The 18,418-nt window shown below is 63.4% G+C and carries 15 protein-coding genes and 2 pseudogenes; 9 read left to right on the top strand and 8 right to left on the bottom strand.

What is annotated here, in order from left to right; all coding sequences use genetic code 11:
* Positions 1–30: 30 nt before the first annotated feature.
* Both purU and CKW13_RS24930 read left to right on the top strand, forming a co-directional pair.
* Positions 31–879, top strand: a complete 849-nt coding sequence (purU, locus tag CKW13_RS02350; RefSeq protein WP_095106580.1) for a formyltetrahydrofolate deformylase — start codon at positions 31–33, stop codon at positions 877–879.
* 23 nt (positions 880–902) lie between these two features.
* On the top strand, positions 903–1,073 hold the full coding sequence (locus CKW13_RS24930) for a hypothetical protein (protein WP_371856206.1): 171 nt from the start codon (positions 903–905) through the stop codon (positions 1,071–1,073).
* Here CKW13_RS24930 and CKW13_RS02355 read toward each other — a convergent pair.
* The 4 genes and pseudogenes from CKW13_RS02355 to CKW13_RS24940 form a co-directional block, all read right to left on the bottom strand.
* Positions 1,070–1,807 (bottom strand): annotated as a pseudogene (locus tag CKW13_RS02355) (DUF2334 domain-containing protein); the annotation flags it as partial. The gene CKW13_RS24930 and the pseudogene CKW13_RS02355 sit on opposite strands and share 4 nt — an antisense overlap.
* A complete protein-coding gene (locus tag CKW13_RS02360) occupies positions 1,800–2,921 on the bottom strand; it encodes a glycosyltransferase family 1 protein (protein ID WP_095106584.1) in 1,122 nt (373 codons plus the stop codon). The pseudogene CKW13_RS02355 and the gene CKW13_RS02360, both read right to left, overlap by 8 nt.
* 123 nt (positions 2,922–3,044) lie before the next feature.
* On the bottom strand, positions 3,045–3,809 hold the full coding sequence (locus CKW13_RS24935) for a methyl-accepting chemotaxis protein (RefSeq protein WP_371856214.1): 765 nt from the start codon (positions 3,807–3,809) through the stop codon (positions 3,045–3,047).
* A 93-nt stretch (positions 3,810–3,902) separates the two neighbouring features.
* Positions 3,903–4,934: pseudogene (locus CKW13_RS24940) on the bottom strand (cache domain-containing protein); the annotation flags it as partial.
* A 194-nt stretch (positions 4,935–5,128) separates the two neighbouring features.
* Here CKW13_RS24940 and CKW13_RS02370 point away from each other — a divergent pair.
* Positions 5,129–6,616 carry a helicase HerA-like domain-containing protein gene (locus tag CKW13_RS02370; protein ID WP_095107024.1) on the top strand — a complete coding sequence of 496 codons (1,488 nt, stop codon included), beginning with the start codon at positions 5,129–5,131 and terminating at the stop codon, positions 6,614–6,616.
* Between the two features lie 32 nt (positions 6,617–6,648).
* Here CKW13_RS02370 and CKW13_RS02375 read toward each other — a convergent pair whose 3' ends face one another.
* Positions 6,649–7,104, bottom strand: coding sequence for a DUF721 domain-containing protein (locus CKW13_RS02375; protein ID WP_095106588.1), 456 nt, complete (start codon positions 7,102–7,104; stop codon positions 6,649–6,651).
* Between the two features lie 305 nt (positions 7,105–7,409).
* Between CKW13_RS02375 and secA the strand changes: the two genes are divergently transcribed.
* From secA to CKW13_RS02395, 4 genes are all read left to right on the top strand, one after another.
* On the top strand, positions 7,410–10,145 hold the full coding sequence (gene secA / locus CKW13_RS02380) for a preprotein translocase subunit SecA (protein WP_095106590.1): 2,736 nt from the start codon (positions 7,410–7,412) through the stop codon (positions 10,143–10,145).
* A 136-nt stretch (positions 10,146–10,281) separates the two neighbouring features.
* On the top strand, positions 10,282–11,499 hold the full coding sequence (argJ, locus tag CKW13_RS02385) for a bifunctional glutamate N-acetyltransferase/amino-acid acetyltransferase ArgJ (protein WP_095106592.1): 1,218 nt from the start codon (positions 10,282–10,284) through the stop codon (positions 11,497–11,499).
* Between the two features lie 74 nt (positions 11,500–11,573).
* Positions 11,574–12,206 carry a glutathione S-transferase gene (locus tag CKW13_RS02390; protein ID WP_095106594.1) on the top strand — a complete coding sequence of 211 codons (633 nt, stop codon included), beginning with the start codon at positions 11,574–11,576 and terminating at the stop codon, positions 12,204–12,206.
* Positions 12,203–13,147 (top strand): Nudix family hydrolase, encoded by a 945-nt coding sequence (locus CKW13_RS02395; RefSeq protein ID WP_095106596.1) that lies wholly within the window; start codon positions 12,203–12,205, stop codon positions 13,145–13,147. Before CKW13_RS02390 ends, CKW13_RS02395 begins: the two co-directional genes overlap by 4 nt.
* Positions 13,148–13,168: 21 nt before the next feature.
* On the opposite strand, the gene CKW13_RS02400 is transcribed toward CKW13_RS02395, so the two are convergent.
* From CKW13_RS02400 to CKW13_RS02410, 3 genes are read right to left on the bottom strand one after another with little or no spacing between them, the layout of a single operon-like run.
* Positions 13,169–13,750 carry a cob(I)yrinic acid a,c-diamide adenosyltransferase gene (locus tag CKW13_RS02400; RefSeq protein WP_095106598.1) on the bottom strand — a complete coding sequence of 194 codons (582 nt, stop codon included), beginning with the start codon at positions 13,748–13,750 and terminating at the stop codon, positions 13,169–13,171.
* A gap of 2 nt (positions 13,751–13,752) precedes the next feature.
* Positions 13,753–15,789 carry a HAMP domain-containing sensor histidine kinase gene (locus tag CKW13_RS02405; RefSeq protein WP_095106600.1) on the bottom strand — a complete coding sequence of 679 codons (2,037 nt, stop codon included), beginning with the start codon at positions 15,787–15,789 and terminating at the stop codon, positions 13,753–13,755.
* 45 nt (positions 15,790–15,834) lie between these two features.
* Positions 15,835–16,752 carry a putative 2-dehydropantoate 2-reductase gene (locus CKW13_RS02410; RefSeq protein ID WP_095106602.1) on the bottom strand — a complete coding sequence of 306 codons (918 nt, stop codon included), beginning with the start codon at positions 16,750–16,752 and terminating at the stop codon, positions 15,835–15,837.
* Between the two features lie 144 nt (positions 16,753–16,896).
* On the opposite strand from CKW13_RS02410, the gene CKW13_RS02415 reads away from it, so the two are divergent.
* Both CKW13_RS02415 and CKW13_RS02420 read left to right on the top strand, forming a co-directional pair.
* Positions 16,897–17,382, top strand: coding sequence for a YajQ family cyclic di-GMP-binding protein (locus CKW13_RS02415; RefSeq protein WP_095106604.1), 486 nt, complete (start codon positions 16,897–16,899; stop codon positions 17,380–17,382).
* Between the two features lie 134 nt (positions 17,383–17,516).
* The gene (locus CKW13_RS02420; protein WP_095106606.1) at positions 17,517–18,359 is read left to right on the top strand and encodes a mechanosensitive ion channel family protein; all 843 of its coding nucleotides are present in this window, start codon (positions 17,517–17,519) and stop codon (positions 18,357–18,359) included.
* Positions 18,360–18,418: the final 59 nt, after the last annotated feature.

The raw sequence follows: 18,418 nt of genomic DNA on the forward strand, positions 1-18,418 counted from the left end.
GCCTTTGCGAAGTTCTGGAGTCTCCCCCTAATGCGCACTTTTCGTCTGGTGATTGCTTGCCCGGACCGCGTCGGCATCGTTGCTAAAGTCAGTAACTTTCTGGCGTCCCATAACGGTTGGATCACTGAAGCGAGCCATCACTCGGACAACCTCAGCGGTTGGTTCTTCATGCGTCACGAGATTCGTGCCGACTCCTTGCCCTTCGGTATCGAGGCCTTGCGCGAGGAATTCGCGCCCATCGCCCAAGAGTTCTCGATGAACTGGCGCATCACCGACACCGCGCAGAAAAAACGCGTGGTGCTGATGGCCAGCCGCGAGTCCCATTGCCTGGCGGACTTGCTGCACCGCTGGCACAGCGATGAACTCGATTGCGAGATTTCCTGCGTGATCTCCAACCACAATGACCTGCGCAGCATGGTCGAGTGGCACGGCATCCCGTACTACCACGTGCCGGTCGACCCGCAGAACAAACAGCCGGCGTTCGCCGAAGTCTCGCGCCTGGTCAAACAGCACGAGGCCGAAGTGGTGGTACTGGCACGCTACATGCAAATCCTGCCGCCGGACCTGTGCAGCGAGTACGCCCACAAAGTCATCAACATCCATCACAGCTTTCTGCCCTCGTTCGTCGGCGCCAAGCCGTACCACCAGGCTTCGATGCGCGGCGTGAAGTTGATTGGTGCCACGTGCCACTACGTCACCGAAGAGCTGGACGCCGGGCCGATCATCGAGCAGGACGTGGTGCGCGTGAGCCACAGCGACAGCATCGAGGACATGGTGCGTTTTGGCCGTGACGTCGAGAAGATGGTGCTGGCCCGAGGCCTGCGTTATCACCTGGAAGACCGCGTGTTGGTGCACGGCAACAAGACCGTGGTGTTCTGATACCCACCCTGGAGGTGTTTGCGATGGCCGACCCGCTGGACAAAGCCACCTCCCAGGCCCCGGCGACCCTGGGCGAGGGTTGCCTGAGCCGTTACGACCCCGACGACCTGAGCCCGGAGGATGGCACCGAGTTTCCCGGTGCCGCCGAACTCTGGGACCAGCTCAAGCCCGACGCCGAGGCCCCTGCCTCCTGAGCCGCCAGCCACCCGGCCTTGGTCATGGGCCGGCGACCTTCTTCCAGCAATTGCCCCAGGGTGTCGAGCCAATAGCGGCGCGACCGCCCGTGGCGCATGTCCACCGGGTGCAGCCCCAGGCGAATCACCGGCTCCTGGCGCCAGCGCTGGCGCCGTTGTTCGCACACCCAGTGCGAAACGCTTCGGCGCCAGGCACTGCGGGCACTCCACACCAGCCCCGGGGCGGCCACGGCGGTGAAATCTGGTAAGCGGTACAGGTGCTGCATGTCGCTGGTGTAGCGCAGCGGTAAGCGTCGCAACGCCTGGCGCGTGCCTGCGCTCATCAACCACGCCGGGGCGACGAAGCCCTGCACCGGCCAGCGGTAGCGCTCGAACAGCTCCAGGCCACGGTGCAGGCGCGTCAGGGCCGCGGCCTCGGATAACCGATAAAACTCGCCTTCGTGGGTATACACCCGGCGCATGAACCAATCCCGTGGACCGCTTGGCGGCGGGCCGTCGTCGGCGTGGAAGTAGCCATGCAGGGCCAGTTCGTCGCCGCGCGCCAGGCGTTGCTCGAGCAGGCTGCACAACGCGGGGTGGGCCTCGAGGGGCGCGCGGTGGTGAAAGTGCGGCACCACCAGCCAGGTCATGGGGATGTTGCCCAGGGCATCGACGGCTTGCACCAGGGGTTGGTAGTCGGCCCAGGTGTGTGGCGCCACATCGTGCAGCACCAGCAACAGGCTGCGTTCAGCCATGGGCGCGCAGTGGGGCCTGGCCGGCGACTACGGCCCGGTAGTGGTGCAGCAGGCTATCGACCACCCTGTCCCAGGAGTATTGCTGTTCGACGTGGCGCCGCGCCTGCCGCCCCAGCCGTTTAGGGTCGTGGCGCAGCAGTTCGGCCACGGCGCTGGCCATGGCTCGCGGGTCGCCGGGGGCGCAGAGCAGGCCGCACTCGGGGGTGACGATTTCGCTGAACGCCCCGGCCGCCACCGCAACCACCGGCAGGCCGCAGGCCATGGCTTCGAGCAGCACCAGGCCGAAGGTTTCCTGGTCGCCGGCATGCAGCAGCGCATCGGCGCTGGCCATCAGGCGTGCCACTTGGGCGGCGGGGCAGAATTGATCGACCACGGTGACGTTGTCCGGCACCGCCGTGGGCATGGATGAGCCCACCAGTAGCAGGTGGTAGCGCTCCCCCAGGTGCTGCATGCAACGCAGCAACACCGGCAGGTTTTTCTCCTTGGCGCCGCGCCCGGCGAAAATCAACAGGTGGGTGTCGGCGGCGATGCCCAACTCGGCCCGCAGGCCCGGGTCGCGGGCGGCGGGGGTGAAGGTGTGCAGGTCCACGCCCAGGGGTTGGACGTGGACGTTGCGCACCCGTAAGCGCATGAGTTTGTCGGCGATCACCTGGCTGGGGGCCAGCACCCGGTCGAAATGGCCGTAGAGCTTGCGCACGTAGGCTTCGACATTGGGCGTGCACCAGGTACCCATGCGGTTACTGGCCAACAGGGGCAGGTCGGAGTGGTAGAAACCGATGACCGGCACGTCCCACTGGCGCCGCGCGTCGAGGGCCGCCCATGCGGTCAGGTAGGGGTCGCCGACTTCAATCAGGTCGGGCTGCAAACGACGCAACGCCTTGCACCACGGCGCCAGGCGCACCGGGAAGCGGTAGCCCTTGCCGAAGGGCACGGCTGGGCTGGCGACGGTGTGGACGCCATCGTGCTCGCCACTGCGCGCGCCGGGTATCAGCAGGCTGTGTCGAATGCCTGGGTGAGTGCCCAGGCGATGGTGCTTGGCATCCAGGTAAGTGCGCACGCCGCCGCTGGCCGGGGCGTAGAACATGGTGATGTCGGCGATGTGCACGGTGCGTATCCCTCCCGTCGAGCCTGATGTTCAGGGTTGACCTTGATGAAGGATAGTTGTTCGGTTGGATGTAGGCGGTGAGCGCCCCTGACGTAGGCAAAGGCCTGGTCAGGGGGCTTGAGGGGCGTCAGGTCAGATGCGGAAGCTGCCGACCAGGTGCTTGAGGCGGGCGGCTTGCTGTTCCAGGTCGGAACAGGCGCGCAGGGTGGCTTGCAGGTTTTCCACGCCCTCTTGGTTGAGGGTGTTGATTTCGGTGATATCGACGTTGATCGACTCGACCACGGCGGTTTGCTCTTCGGTGGCGGTGGCCACCGATTGGTTCATGCCGTCGATCTCGCCGATGCGCTGGGTCACGCTGGTGAGGCGTTCGCCGGCCTGGTTGGCGATTTCCACGCTGTCCTGGCTGTGGCGCTGGCTTTCACTCATGGTGCTGACCGACTCGCGGGCGCCCACTTGCAGCTCTTCGATCATGGTTTGCACCTGTTGCGCCGACTCCTGAGTGCGGTGCGCCAGGTTACGCACTTCGTCGGCCACCACCGCGAACCCGCGCCCGGCCTCACCGGCCCGTGCCGCCTCGATAGCGGCGTTGAGCGCCAGCAGGTTGGTCTGCTGGGAAATGCTGGTGATGACTTCCAGGATCTGCCCGATGTTTACGGTTTTGCTGTTAAGCGACTCGATATTGCTGCTGGAGGCGCTGAGCATCACCGACAACTGGTTCATCGCCGCGATGCTGCGGTCTACCACCTGCTGGCCATCGGTGGCCAGGCTGCGTGCCTCGCTGGAGTGTTGGGAGGCGAGGGCAGCGTTCTGGGCGATTTCCTGGGCGGCGGCGCCCAATTGATTGATGGCGGCCGCGACGCTGCTGGTGCGCGAAGACTGCTGGTCGGAGTTGAACATCGACGAGTTGGAGGCACTGACTACCCGCAACACCACCTCGTTGACGTGCTCGGTGGCCGAGGACACTTCGCGGATAGACGTATGAATACGCTGCACGAAGTGGTTGAACGCGGTGCCCAGGGTGCCGAATTCGTCGTGGCTGTGGATGTTCAGGCGGCGGGTCAGGTCGCCTTCACCGTCGGCAATGTCCTGCATGGCGCGGGTCATCACGTGCAGCGGTTGCAGCAGGATGCGGATCAGCATGCCCAGCAGGGCGATGATGATGACCACTGCGATCACCGTGGCAATGATGGCCGAGGTGCGGAACTTGCTGAGCATGGCGAAGGCTTTGCCTTTGTCCATGGACAGGCCGATGTACCAGTTGACCGAGGGCAGGCCCTTGATCGGGGTGAACGAGACGATGCGCGTGACGCCGTCGAGTTCCACTTCGCTGAAGCCGCCGCCGATACGCGGCGCGTTGTGGGGGAACACGTCGCTCAGGCTTTTCATCACCAGGGCTTTATTGGGGTGGACGAGGATCTTGCCGTCGCTGCTGACCAAAAAGGCGTAGCCCATACCGCCAAAATCCAGGGCGTTAATGGTCTCGACCAGGGTTTGCAGGCTCAGGTCGCCGCCGACCACACCCACGCTTTGCCCGGCCTTTTTCGAGGCGCTGGCCACCGAAATAATCAACTGCTGGGTGGCGGCATCGATATAGGGTTCGGTCAGTGTGGAGCCGCTGCTGGCCTCGGCACCTTTGTACCAGGGGCGCACACGGGGGTCGAAACCGTCGGGCATCTTCGCGTCGGGGCGGATGGTGAAGCTGCCGCTGGCATCGCCCAGGTAGGACGCCATGAAGGTGGACGACAGGGCTTTTTGTTCCAGCAGGCTAGCAACGGCGGCAGGCTCGGGGTTGATGGCAATGTTCTGGGCCAGGTTTTCCACCAGCAGGATGCGCCCGCTCAACCAGGTCTGGATGTTGCCGGCGGTGACCTCGCCCATTTCGTGCAGATAGTCATCCAGGTCGCTGCGGATCGCGTTGCGCTGTAAATAGTCGTTGTACAGCGTGAAGGAGGCGAAGGCAGCAATGACGATGAGGGCGGCGGCAAGCAGGATTTTATGGCTGAAACGCAGATTTTTGTTCATCACTTGGGGTGTCCGCTAAGGTCTTAATGTCCGGGGCGTGCAATGGCAAAAGCACGCAAAATGGCCAGCATTGAAAATAAGCTGATACTTCCACCGCTCCTTAGGGAATTATCTGACGTTAATTTCAGTCTTTTCCGGTCTCTCGCTACTCTCTATCGACCGTTCAGAGCCAAAGCTTAACCATGGGTGACAAAATGCCTGATTCATCGCAACTCGTTATCGGTGCCGACCTCACAGGGCAGCCCATTGCCCAGGCCATGCGCTTGGCCAACCGCCACGGGCTGATCGCGGGGGCGACCGGCACCGGCAAGACCGTGACCCTGCAACGCCTGGCCGAAGCCTTCAGCGACGCGGGCGTGGCGGTGTTCGCCGCCGACATCAAGGGCGACCTGTGCGGCCTCGGCGCCGCCGGCAACCCCCAGGGCAAAGTGGCCGAGCGCATCGCCGGCATGCCGTGGCTCAACCACGCGCCGGCGGCCTACCCGGTGACCCTGTGGGACATCCACGGCAAGAGCGGTCATCCGTTACGCACCACCTTGAGTGAAATGGGCCCATTGCTGCTGGGCAGCCTGCTGGAACTGACTGACAGCCAGCAGTCGGCGCTCTACGCCGCGTTCAAGGTGGCGGACCGCGAAGGCCTGTTGTTGCTGGACCTCAAGGACCTCAAGGCGCTGCTCAACCATTTGCGCGACAACCCGCAGTTGCTGGGCGACGACAGTGCATTGATGACCACCGGCTCCAGCCAGGCACTGATGCGCCGTTTATCGAGCCTGGAGCAACAGGGCGCCGAGGCGTTGTTCGGCGAACCGGCGCTGCAACTGCAAGACATCCTCGCGCCGGCCAGCGACGGCCGCGGGCGCATTCATTTGCTCGATGCCAGCCGCTTGGTGCACGAAGCGCCGAAGGTTTACGCGACCTTCCTGCTGTGGCTGCTGGCGGAGCTGTTCGAGCAATTGCCCGAACGCGGCGACAGCGAAAAGCCGTTGCTGGCGCTGTTTTTCGACGAGGCGCACTTGCTGTTCGCCGGCACCCCCAAAGCCTTGCAGGAGCGCTTGGAGCAAGTGGTGCGGCTGATCCGTTCCAAGGGTGTGGGGGTGTACTTCGTCACCCAGTCGCCGGGCGACCTGCCCGATGACGTGTTGGCGCAGTTGGGTTTGCGCATCCAGCACGGCTTGCGTGCCTTCACCGCCAAGGAGCAGAAGTCCCTGCGGGCGGTGGCCGAAGGCTTCAGGCCCAACCCGGCGTTCGATGCTTTGGCGGTGCTGACCGAGTTGGGCACCGGCGAGGCGCTGGTGGGCACCCTTCAAGAAAAGGGCACGCCGGGGATGGTCCAGCGAGTGTTGGTGGCGCCGCCGCAGTCGCGCATCGGGCCGTTGACCGAGGCCGAGCGCGGCGCCTTGATCGCCGCCTCGCCGTTGCAGGGGCGCTACGACAAACCCATCGACCGCGAGTCGGCCTATGAAGTGTTGATGAACCGCAAGGGCCTGGGGCCGCAAGAGGACGCGGCGCCCGGTACGGCTGACGCCGCGCAGCCGAGTTTTGTCGACCGTGCCGGGGAGTTCTTGGGTACGCCGACCGGGCGGGCGCTCAAATCCATGGTGGGGCAGATGGCCAACCAGATGGGCCGCCAATTGGTGCGCGGCTTGATGGGGTCGCTGCTGGGCGGGAGCAAGCGCAAGTAAAGAGGGGCGACACGCGAGCAGGCCCGCCGCCCTTACACCTTGGGTTTGGCGTGGGCTGCCAGCCGCTCCAGCGCGGCGCGCAGGTTCGGGTCGCTGATGCCATCGGCCGTGGCCTGGATGGTCTCGGCTGCGGCGCAGGACAAATCCAGGGTGTGGCCGGCAGCGCCTTGCTGCACGGTGGGCGGCTGCACCTTGAACAGAATGCGCGTCAGGCTGGCGAACTCATCGAAGGCCAGTAATTGGCGCTGCAAGCGTTTTTGCTGGTAGCGCAACCGGGTGGCCCAATGCCCGTCGGTGACGATCAACAGCAGGCTGCCTTCGCGCCAGGACGCCACGTGGCAATGCTCGCGGGCGGCCGGTTGCAATTGGCTTTCCACCAGGCGCTGCAAATGGGCCAGGCGTTGGGCGTGGTTGAAAATGGCTTTTAATGGCTTGGCTTCACGCAGCAGGACGGCGGGTGCCCGGGCGGTGAGGGGGCGAAATGCCATGACTGGACACCTGGAGTAACAGAGCGGCCATGGTAGCAGAAACAGCCTGTGGCACCCTGGCCCATTGCGCGGGGCAAGCTTTGCCCATTAAATCAATGACTAACTAATGCCCCGCGCGGGTTGAAGTTAAACAAAACGCCCTTATTTTAAGTGAGCCCCGTCACAGCGCTGTGCCAGCATCGTGGAATAACGCCACTTTCCTCACCACCGTTTCCGGGTAGAATGCTCGTTCGCGCGGCCATGAGGGCTGCTCGGGCGACTCACGGGGCCGCCCTCCATCCCTATGTGTGGAAGAACCTGCCGATATGTTTGCGCCTTTGTTAAAGAAACTTTTTGGAAGCAAGAATGAGCGTGAAGTCAAACGCATGCTCAAAACGGTGCAGCTGGTCAATGCCTTCGAAGAGCAGATGGTCGCTCTCTCGGACGAGCAATTGCGCGCCAAGACCGAAGAGTTCAAGGCCCGCATAGCCAAAGGTGAGACCCTCGACAAGCTCCTTCCCGAAGCCTTCGCGGTTGCCCGTGAAGCGGGCAAGCGGGTCATGGGCATGCGCCACTTCGATGTCCAGTTGATCGGCGGCATGACCTTGCACGAAGGCATGATCGCGGAAATGCGCACCGGTGAAGGCAAGACGCTCGTCGCCACCCTTGGCGTGTACCTCAACGCTCTGTCCGGCAAGGGCGTGCACGTGGTGACGGTGAACGATTACCTGGCCCGCCGTGACGCCAACTGGATGCGCCCGCTCTATGAGTTCCTCGGCCTGACGGTCGGCGTGGTTACGCCGTTCCAGCCGCCGGAAGAAAAGCGTGCCGCCTACGCCGCCGATATCACCTACGGCACCAACAACGAATTCGGTTTCGACTACCTGCGCGACAACATGGCGTTCAGCATGGAAGAAAAATTCCAGCGCGAACTCAACTTTGCCGTGATCGACGAAGTCGACTCCATCCTCATCGACGAAGCCCGTACCCCGCTGATTATCTCCGGCCAGGCCGAAGACAGTTCCAAGCTCTATATCGAGATCAACAAGTTGATCCCGCAACTGGAGCTGCATGTCGAGGAAGTGGAAGGCGAAGTCACCAAGGCCGGCCACTACACCGTCGACGAGAAGACCCGCCAGGTCGAGCTCAACGAAGCGGGCCACCAGTTCATCGAGGAAATGCTCACCCGCGTCGGCCTGCTGGCTGAAGGCGAGAGCCTGTACTCGGCGCATAACCTGGGCCTGTTGACCCACGTTTATGCCGGCCTGCGTGCGCACACGCTGTTTCACCGCAATATCGAATACATCGTGCAGGAAGGCCAGGTCGTCCTGGTGGACGAACACACTGGCCGCACCATGCCGGGCCGTCGTCTGTCCGAAGGCCTGCACCAGGCCATCGAGGCCAAGGAAAACCTGAACATCCAGGCCGAAAGCCAGACATTGGCCTCGACCACGTTCCAGAACTACTTCCGCCTGTACAACAAGCTCTCCGGCATGACCGGTACGGCCGACACCGAAGCGTTCGAGTTCCACCAGATCTACGGCCTGTCCGTGATGGTGATCCCGCCGAACAAGCCGTTGGCGCGCAAGGACTACAACGACCTGGTGTTCCTGACCGCCGAAGAGAAGTACGCGGCGATCATCAATGACATCAAGGAAGGCATGGCCCAGGGCCGTCCGATCCTGGTGGGCACCGCGACCATCGAGACCTCCGAGCACGTTTCGCGCCTGCTTGAGAAAGAAGGCATCGAGCACAAGGTGCTCAACGCCAAGTTCCACGAGAAGGAAGCGGAAATCATCGCCCAGGCCGGTCGCCCGGGTGCGTTGACCATCGCCACCAACATGGCCGGTCGCGGTACCGACATCCTGCTGGGCGGCAACTGGGAAGTGGAAGTCGCTTCCCTGGAAAACCCTACACCGGAACAGATCGCCCAGATCAAAGCCGATTGGCAGAAGCGCCACCAGCAAGTGCTCGAGTCGGGCGGTTTGCAGGTGATTGCCTCCGAGCGCCACGAATCGCGCCGTATCGACAACCAATTGCGTGGCCGTGCCGGTCGCCAGGGTGATGCCGGTTCCAGCCGTTTCTACCTGTCGCTGGAAGACAGCCTGATGCGCATCTTCGCCTCTGACCGGGTGAAGAACTTCATGAAGGCCCTGGGCATGCAGCCGGGCGAGGCGATCGAGCACCGCATGGTGACCAACGCCATCGAAAAGGCCCAGCGCAAGGTTGAAGGCCGCAACTTCGATATCCGTAAGCAATTGCTGGAGTTCGACGACGTCAACAACGAGCAGCGCAAGGTGATCTACCACATGCGCAACACGCTGTTGGCCGCTGACAACATTGGCGAGACCATCGCCGATTTCCGTCAGGACGTGCTCAACGCCACCGTCAGCGCCCACATCCCGCCGCAATCGCTGCCCGAGCAGTGGGACGTGGCGGGCCTGGAAGCCGCCATCGAAAGCGATTTCGGCGTGAAGCTGCCGATCCAGCAGTGGCTCGACGAAGACGACCACCTCTACGAGGAGACGCTGCGCGAGAAGCTGATGACCGAGCTGCTGGCCGCGTACAACGAGAAAGAAGAGCAGGCGAGCGCCGAGGCGCTGCGCACCTTCGAGAAGCAGATCGTGCTGCGTGTGCTCGACGACCTGTGGAAAGACCACCTCTCGACCATGGATCACCTGCGCCACGGCATCCACTTGCGTGGCTATGCGCAGAAGAACCCGAAGCAGGAGTACAAGCGCGAATCCTTCACGCTGTTCTCCGAGCTGCTGGATTCGATCAAGCGCGACTCGATCCGTGTCTTGTCCCACGTCCAGGTTCGCCGCGAAGACCCGATCGAAGAAGAAGCGCGCCTGCGCGAGGAGGCCGAGGCATTGGCCGCCCGCATGCAGTTCCAGCACGACGAAGCCCCAGGCCTCGAAGAGCCGCAAATCCTCGGCGAGGAAGTCGATGTCGCCCTGGCTACCGCGCCGGTGCGCAACGAGCAAAAGCTGGGCCGCAATGAGCTGTGCTACTGCGGTTCGGGCAAGAAGTTCAAGCACTGTCACGGGCAGATCCAGTAAAGCCCCGTTTCACAGGCTGATACACCCGCGCCGCGACCGGCTCCTGCCGTCGCGGCGTTTTGCCATTTAATTCACCGTCCCGCCTCCCTCAATCGAGCCGCGACGGCGCTGACAACATTTATTAAGGAGCGCATTCATGGCTGTTGGTCTTGGTCCTTTGCCCACGCTGCACCCGGTAGCCGGTTTTGAACTCGGCATCGCCTCGGCCGGCATCAAACGTGCGGGTCGCAAGGACGTGGTGGTGATGCGCTGCGCCGAAGGTTCTACCGTGGCCGGGGTGTTTACCCTCAACGCCTTTTGCGCCGCGCCGGTGATCCTGGCCAAGCAGCGCGTTCAGGGCCCGGTGCGTTACCTGCTGACCAACACTGGTAACGCCAACGCCGGCACCGGTGAGCCAGGCCTGGCCGCAGCTGCGCGCACCTGCGCGAAACTGGCCGAGCTGACGGGTGTGGACGCCAGCCTGGTGCTGCCGTATTCCACCGGTGTGATTGGCGAGCCGCTGCCAGTGGAGAAGATCGAAGGCGCCTTGCAGGCTGCCCTGGACGACCTGTCCGTGGACAACTGGGCCGCCGCCGCCACCGGCATCATGACCACCGACACCCTGCCCAAGGGCGCGAGCCGGCAGTTCGTGCATGACGGCGTGACCATCACCGTCACCGGCATCAGCAAGGGCGCGGGGATGATCCGCCCGAACATGGCCACCATGCTCGGCTATATCGCCACCGATGCCAAAGTGTCCCGCGAGGTGCTGCAAAACCTGCTGCTGGACGGCGCCAACAAGTCGTTCAACCGCATCACCATCGATGGCGACACCTCGACCAACGACTGCTGCATGCTGATCGCCACCGGCCAGGCTGACCTGCCGGCCATCACCGAGGCCAGCGGCCCGTTGTTCGCGGCCCTCAAGCAAGCGGTGTTCGAGGTGTGCATGGACGTGGCCCAAGCCATCGTGCGCGACGGCGAAGGCGCGACCAAGTTCGTCACCGTCCAAGTCAACGGTGGCGGCACCCACCAGGAATGCCTGGACGTGGGCTACACCGTGGCGCACTCGCCGCTTATCAAGACCGCCCTGTTCGCCAGCGACCCGAACTGGGGGCGCATCCTCGCCGCCGTCGGCCGCGCCGGTGTGGCCGACCTGGACGTGAGCAAGATCGACGTGTTCCTGGGCGAAGTGTGCATCGCCAGCCGTGGCGCCCGCGCTGCGACCTACACCGAAGCCCAGGGCTCGGCGGTGATGCAGCGCGAGGAGATCACCATCCGTATCGAGTTGGGCCGTGGCCAGTGCAACGAAACCATCTGGACCACCGACCTGTCCCACGAGTACGTGAAAATCAACGCGGAGTACCGCACCTAAGGTGTCCGCACTGCGTGGGGGAGGGCCTGCTCTCTCCCACGGTTACCGCACCTTTTTATCTGGAGGTCCCGACCATGAGCCTGCACCTGATAATCGGCGACAAACTGTATTCATCCTGGTCCCTGCGCGCGGCCCTGGCCCTTGAGCTGGCGGGCGCGGCTTACAGTGAAGAGCGGGTCAAACTCAACCAGCCCGACACCCGCGAGCGTCTGCTCAAGTTCTCGGCCACCGCCAAGGTGCCGTTGCTGCAAACCGAGCACGGTGTGGTTGCCGACTCCCTGGCCATTGCCGAATACCTCAACGAAAGCTTTCCCCAGGCCCAACTCTGGCCAGCGGACAAGGCTGCCCGGGCCCAGGCCCGTTCGGCTTGCGCACAGATGCACAGTGGCTTTTTCGGCCTGCGCGCCAATTTGCCCTTTGACCTGAGCCGCAACGCGCCGTTGGTGCCGATGCCCGCCGAGGCTCAGGCCGATATCGAGCGCATGGCGGCGCTGTGGGCCGAGTGCCGGGCCCAATCCACCGAGGTCGGGCCATTCCTGTTTGGCGGCGCTACCTTGGCCGATGCCTTTTTCGCCCCTGTCGCCGTGCGCCTGCGCACCTATCAGGTGCCGCTGTCGGCAGCGGACGCGGCTTATGTCGAAACGATTTACCAGTGGCCGGCCTTTATGGCCTGGCACAAGGCTGGGTTGGAGGAAGTGGTACGGTGAAACGCGTTCATGTAGCGGCGGCGGTCATTCGTGATAGCGCCGGCAAAATCCTCATCGCCCGGCGTGCCGACACCCAGCACCAGGGCGGTTTGTGGGAGTTTCCTGGCGGTAAGGTCGAGGACGGCGAAGCGGTTGAGGCGGCCTTGGGCCGTGAGTTGCAAGAGGAGCTGGGCATCCAGGTCACGGCGGCGCGCCCTTTGATTAAGGTGCGCCACGATTACCCGGACAAACAGGTGCTGTTGGATGTCTGGGAAGTGTCCGGTTTTACCGGCGAGCCCCATGGCGCCGAAGGCCAGCCATTGGCCTGGGTGTCGGCGCGGGAGCTGGCGGGCTACGAATTTCCGGCAGCCAATCAGCCCATCGTTGCCGCCGCACGTCTGCCCAGCGAATACCTGATTACCCCCGAAGGCCTGGAAACACCGGCGCTGTTGCGTGGCATGCAAAAAGCCATCGCCAACGGCACACGCCTGTTGCAACTGCGCGCACCCAACGGCTACGACCCGCAATACCGCGACCTGGCGGTGGACGCCGTGGGCCTATGCGCGGGCAAAGCGCAGTTGATGCTCAAGGGGCCGTTCGAGTGGTTGGGGGATTTTCCGTCGGCGGGTTGGCACATCACCGCTGCACAATTGCGCAAATATGCGGACAAGGGCCGCCCGCTGCCGGCTTCGCGCTGGTTGGCGGCGTCCTGCCATAACGCTGAGGAGCTGTCCCTGGCCGAGCGCATGGGCGTGGATTTCGTCACCCTGTCGCCCGTGCAACCGACCCAGACCCATCCCGATGCCGAGCCTCTGGGTTGGGAGCAGGCGCGGCAACTGATCGCCCACTTCAGTAAACCGGTGTTTCTGCTCGGCGGTGTCGGCCCGGAGCAGCGGCAACAGGCCTGGGACGCGGGTGCGCAGGGTGTGGCGGGGATTCGGGCGTTTTGGCCGCAGGCTTGAGGGCGCCCCGACAGGCGCCGCTTAACCCTGCGGCTTACTCGCCGCTGCCCACAGTACTTCCGCCACCCCTTGGCGCTTGGCCACCAGGCGCGCGGCAACGAACAGCAAATCCGATAGCCGATTGATATACGCCAACCCCACGCCTTGCAGCGGTTCCACCGCGTTGAGCTGTTGGCAGCGGCGTTCGGCGCTGCGGGCCAGGCTGCGGCAGACGTGGGCCTGGGCGATCAGCAGCGAGCCGCCGGGCAGGATGAAATTCTCCAGGGGGCCCAGTTCCTCGTTCCAGCGGTCAATCGCGCTTTCGAGCTGTTCGATCTGCTCACTGTTGAGCGCCTGGTAGACCGGCATCGCCAACTCACCACCGAGGTCGAACAAACGATGCTGGCAGGGTGCCAGAACCTCAATGATCTCCTCCAGCCCGGGGCAAGCCAGGCTGGCCTCGGCCAACCCTGCCAGCAACACACCGAGTTGGCTGTTAAGGGTGTCCACTTCGCCAATGGCTTCGATGCGCGGGTGGTCCTTGGGCACGCGCCGCCCGTCACCCAGGCCGGTTTCGCCTTTGTCGCCGGTGCGGGTGTAAATCTTCGACAGGCGAAAGCCCATAGCTAACTCTCCAATACATTCTGTAGCGCGGTGACGGGCGGGCTACTCGCCAGGGGCAGGCGCAGGGTGAAGCAGGTGCCCTGGCCGAGGGTTGATTGCACTTCCATCTGGCCCTTGTGATTGTTGGTGATGATGAAATAGGACACCGACAGGCCAAGGCCGGTGCCCTGGCCGATTTCCTTGGTGGTGAAGAAGGGCTCGAAGGTGCGTTTGCGCACGTTTTCGCTCATGCCGATGCCGTTGTCCTCGACCTGGATTTCCGCCCACGGCGGGTTCAGGCGCGTGCGCAGGATGATCCGCCCCGGTTCGCAGGGGCCTTCGCGCAGGTGAATGGCCTGGGCGGCGTTTTTCAGCAGGTTGAGCAGCACTTGCTCCAACTCGTTGGCGGTGCCGGGCACGGGTTCCAGCGCCGGGTCGAACTGGCGTGTGATGGCCTGGCCCTTGAAGTCGAAGCCGATGGCTAGGTCAAAGTCATTGCTGGCGATTTCCACGGCTTGATCGATCAGCGCCGGCAGGTCGCACGGCGCCATCTGCCGGTTGCTACGGCGGCTGAAGCTGAGCATGTGGGTGACGATTTTTGCCGCACGGGCGCCGGCCTGCTGGATGCCATCGAGCAGTTGCGGCACTTCGCGGCTGTGCAGGTAGCGGTTGACGGTATCGAGCTCAACTCCCACTTGCTCGGCGTGTTCGAGGTTCTTCGGCAACTCGGGTGACAACCTGCGGCGGATGTTCTGCACGTTGTGCAGGATCGCCCCCAGGGGGTTGTTGATCTCGTGGGCCATGCCGGCCGCGAGGCCACCGACCGAGAGCATTTTTTCCGATTGCACCATCATTTCTTCCAGGGACAGGCGCTGGGTGATGTCGTCGATGCGGATCACCACCCCGCGCCCGGCACCGCCCATCAGCGGGTAGAAGGTCAGGGCGTAGTGCCGCGCCTCGTCGTCCTTGAACCAGGTCACGCGTTCGACCTTGGTCACGGTGTGTTCTTCGACGGTTTCCTTGAGTTGCGCCAGGAACGGTTTGAGTGGCTCGAAGGCGAGGAATATCGGCTGGTTCAGCGCTTCGTCCAGGCGCGTGCCGGAGAGGGCACTGGCCTCCTGGTTCCACTGGGTGACGTAGAGCTGTTCATCGAGGGCGATCAGGGCCGAGGGCATGGAGTCGATGATGCTGTTGAGGTAGTTCTGGAAACCGGTGAGTTTCTTCTCGATCTTGCTGCGCACCTGGACTTCCAGCTCCAGCTTGCGGTTGGTATGGCGGGTTTCTTCGGCCAGGCCCTGGGCCTGGTCGTAGGCTGCCTGGGAGTCGTCGCGGGCGCGTTTGAGTTGCTGCTCCCGGGCTTCGATGCGCGAGAGCATGGTGTTGAAGGCTTCGGCCAGGCTGCCGATTTCGTCGTGGTTGCCTCGTGATGCGCGCAGGGCGTAGTTCTCTTCCCGAGTGACCTGGCGCGACAACTCTTCGAGCTGGTGGATGGGCCGGGTAATCAGGCGTTTGATCTGCCGCGCGATAACCAGCCAGAGCAGGACGCTGAAGATCAGGATCCCTAGGCTGGCCGTCAAGGTGCCGGTATAGAAGGCCATGGGCAGTTCGCTGCTGGCCACCAGCAACAGGTGGCCTGGCGCTTGGCCGGCCCGGGGTAGGGCGATGACCTGGTTGCTGCGAAACTCGGTGACCTGCCAGGCCTCGATATGCCGATAGTGCATGGGCAGGTCGAGGTTTTCGCCGTGCTGCAACTGGGCCAGGCGCTTGCCGGTGCTGTCGTAGAGCGCTGCGGCCCGCAATGGCGTATAGCTGTTGAGTTCGTCGAGTAACAGCCGGGCGTTGTGTGGCGAATCCAGGGCCTGGGCCGCGAGGCTCGGGTTGGACACCAACCGGCCGATGGTCTGCAGGGCCTGGGGCGCCATGCTCTCCTGGGAGATCCAATAGGCGGCGCTGATAAAGGTCAGGTTGGCCACCAGCAACACAGTGGTCAGTAGCACCAGCAGGGCGGCGAGCAGTTTCTGGCCGACCGGCAGGTTTTCAAGGCGCTGGCGCAAAGGCATCGGGGTCGTCGCGAAAGGGGAATAGGCAGGCAGCGTAGCCGCTGCTCAGTCTGTGGGCAATCCGCCCGTGGCCAGGTGCGCGATGAGGCGCTGTTGCAATTGCTCGAGGTGGGGCAGGTTGAGCTGATGGCGCGTTGCTGCCGCGCAGGCGTAGCCGAGCAAGTAGCTGATTTCGGTGCGGCGCTGGTGGGCGACATCCTGGTACATCGACGAGTAGTTGGCGGCCGTGGCCTGGATTACCCGCTCCACTTCTGCGGGCAGATCCAGCGCGGCGGCGGGTTGGCCGCAATGTTCGAGCAACTCGCCCAGCTCGGCACAGAGGGTGGCCACTTCACAGTGGTGGGCCAGCAGGCCACCGTTGCGGCAACCGTGCAGTACCGTCAGAGGGTTGATCGCGCAGTTGAGGGCCAGTTTGCGCCACAGGCGTGTGAGGATGTCGGCGCTCCACTCATGGGGGATGCCGGCCGCGCTCAGATCCTCCAACCACAGCGGCGCCAGCGGTTGGCGCACGTCCCCCAGCCAGGTGAAGCCGTGGCCGGCGAACACCACGCGCCAGTCGCCGTCGCGAAAGGCACCTTCGGTGCTGGACGCAAAAATACACCGCGCCCCAGGCACCCGCGCGGCCACGGCGTCCTGGCTGCCGAGGCCGTTCTGCAGCAGGATCACCTGGGCGCCAGGCGCGAGGCGGTGGGCTATTTGTGCGACAGCGGGTTCGGCGTCGTAGGCTTTGCACGCTACCAGGAGGAGGTGGATGGGTTCGCCGGTGTCAGGCGTTTCGCCGGTAATGGCGTGGAAACTGGCATCACCTTGCTCCACCAGGGTCAAGCCGCCTACGGCCTGGTAGGCCACAAGGCGCGCAGCGTTGCGCAGGATCAACCGCACGGGCAGACCGGCGCGGGCCAGCCGTGTGGCCCAGAGGGTGCCCAGGCTGCCAGCGCCGAGAACGTGCCAAGGAGTGGCCATCAGCTTTTTGCTCGGTGGGGCAGGTGCATGTCAGGCTCGCAGCTTCGCAGGGGAAAGACCCGTTATAATCAGCGCGGATTTTAACCGCAAGCCGGGCGTGCTCCGTTTTCATCGAGCCACGCCCCTTTTTATTGGAGAAATGATATGCCGTCGTTCGACGTGGTATCGGAACTGGACAAACACGAACTCACCAACGCGGTGGAAAACGCCGTCAAAGAGCTCGACCGTCGCTATGACCTTAAAGGCAAGGGCAGCTTCGAGTTCAAGGAAAAAGACCTGACGGTCAACCTGACCGCTGAAGCGGATTTCCAGCTTGAAGCCATGATCGAGATCCTCAAGCTGGCCCTGGTCAAGCGCAAGATCGACGTGCAGTGCCTGGAGGTCAAGGACGCCTACGCTTCGGGCAAGGTCGTCAAGCAGGAAGCCGTGCTCAAGGAAGGCATCGACAAGGAGCTGGCGAAGAAAATCGTCGCCCACGTCAAAGACGCCAAGCTCAAGGTGCAGGCCGCCATCCAAGGCGAGCAAGTGCGCATCACCGGCAAAAAACGCGATGACCTGCAAGAGGCCATCGCCGCGCTGCGGGCCAAGGAATTCGGCATGCCGTTGCAGTTCAACAACTTCCGCGACTGATCCATGGGGTGGGAACCTCTCGGCGTTTTCGGCGTCCGAGGCCCCAGTAACGGCAGAAACCACCGGGCCAGCAGTGCCTGGGGTTTCTGCCGCTTGGTTTTGCGTGCCGGGAAGCCGGAAATAAGGAGAGTCAGATGGACTTAAATGCTGAAGTCGAGAACCTGGTCAAAGCCTCCCAGGCCTGGATCCCGATGATTATGGAATACGGCAGCCGCGTGCTGCTGGCCATCGTCACCCTAGCCATCGGCTGGTGGCTGATTAACAAACTCACCCACAAGGTTGGCCGTTTGCTCGCCCTGCGCAACGCGGACCTGGCGTTGCAGGGCTTCGTCACCAGCCTGGCGAACATCGTGCTCAAGGTCATGCTGATCGTCAGCGTGGCCTCGATGATCGGCGTGGAAACCACCTCGTTCGTCGCCGCCATCGGTGCCGCCACACTGGCCATTGGCCTGGCGTTGCAGGGCAGCCTGGCGAACTTCGCCGGTGGCGTGCTGATTCTGCTGTTTCGCCCATTTCGCATCGGTGACTGGATCGAAGCCCAAGGCACGGCGGGCACGGTGGACAGCATCCAAATCTTCCACACCGTGATTCGTACCGGCGACAACAAAACCGTGATCGTGCCCAACGGCATCCTGTCCAACGGCATCATCACCAACACTAATCGCCAGCCCACGCGCAAAGTGGTGTTCGACGTGGGTGTCGATTACGAGGCCGACCTGCAAAAGGCCCGTGAAGTGCTGCTGGAACTGGCCCGCGACGAACGCGTATTGGCCGACCCGGCGCCGGCGGCCGTGGTGTCTACCTTGGGCGACAGCTCGATCACCGTGTCGCTGCGGGTGTGGGTGAAAACGGCGGATTACTGGGACGTGATGTTCCACTTCAACGAACACTCGCGCGATCGTTTGAAAGCCGCGGGTATCGATATTCCGTTTCCTCAGCGCGTGATTCGCGTGGTTCAGGAATCGACCAACGCATAATTCTTGTCTGTTTGGTCAAGTATCGGAAGTTAACTCAAGAGGCTTATGGCCTCTTGAGT

This window comes from Pseudomonas sp. Irchel 3E20 (assembly GCF_900187645.1).
GTDB lineage: Bacteria > Pseudomonadota > Gammaproteobacteria > Pseudomonadales > Pseudomonadaceae > Aquipseudomonas.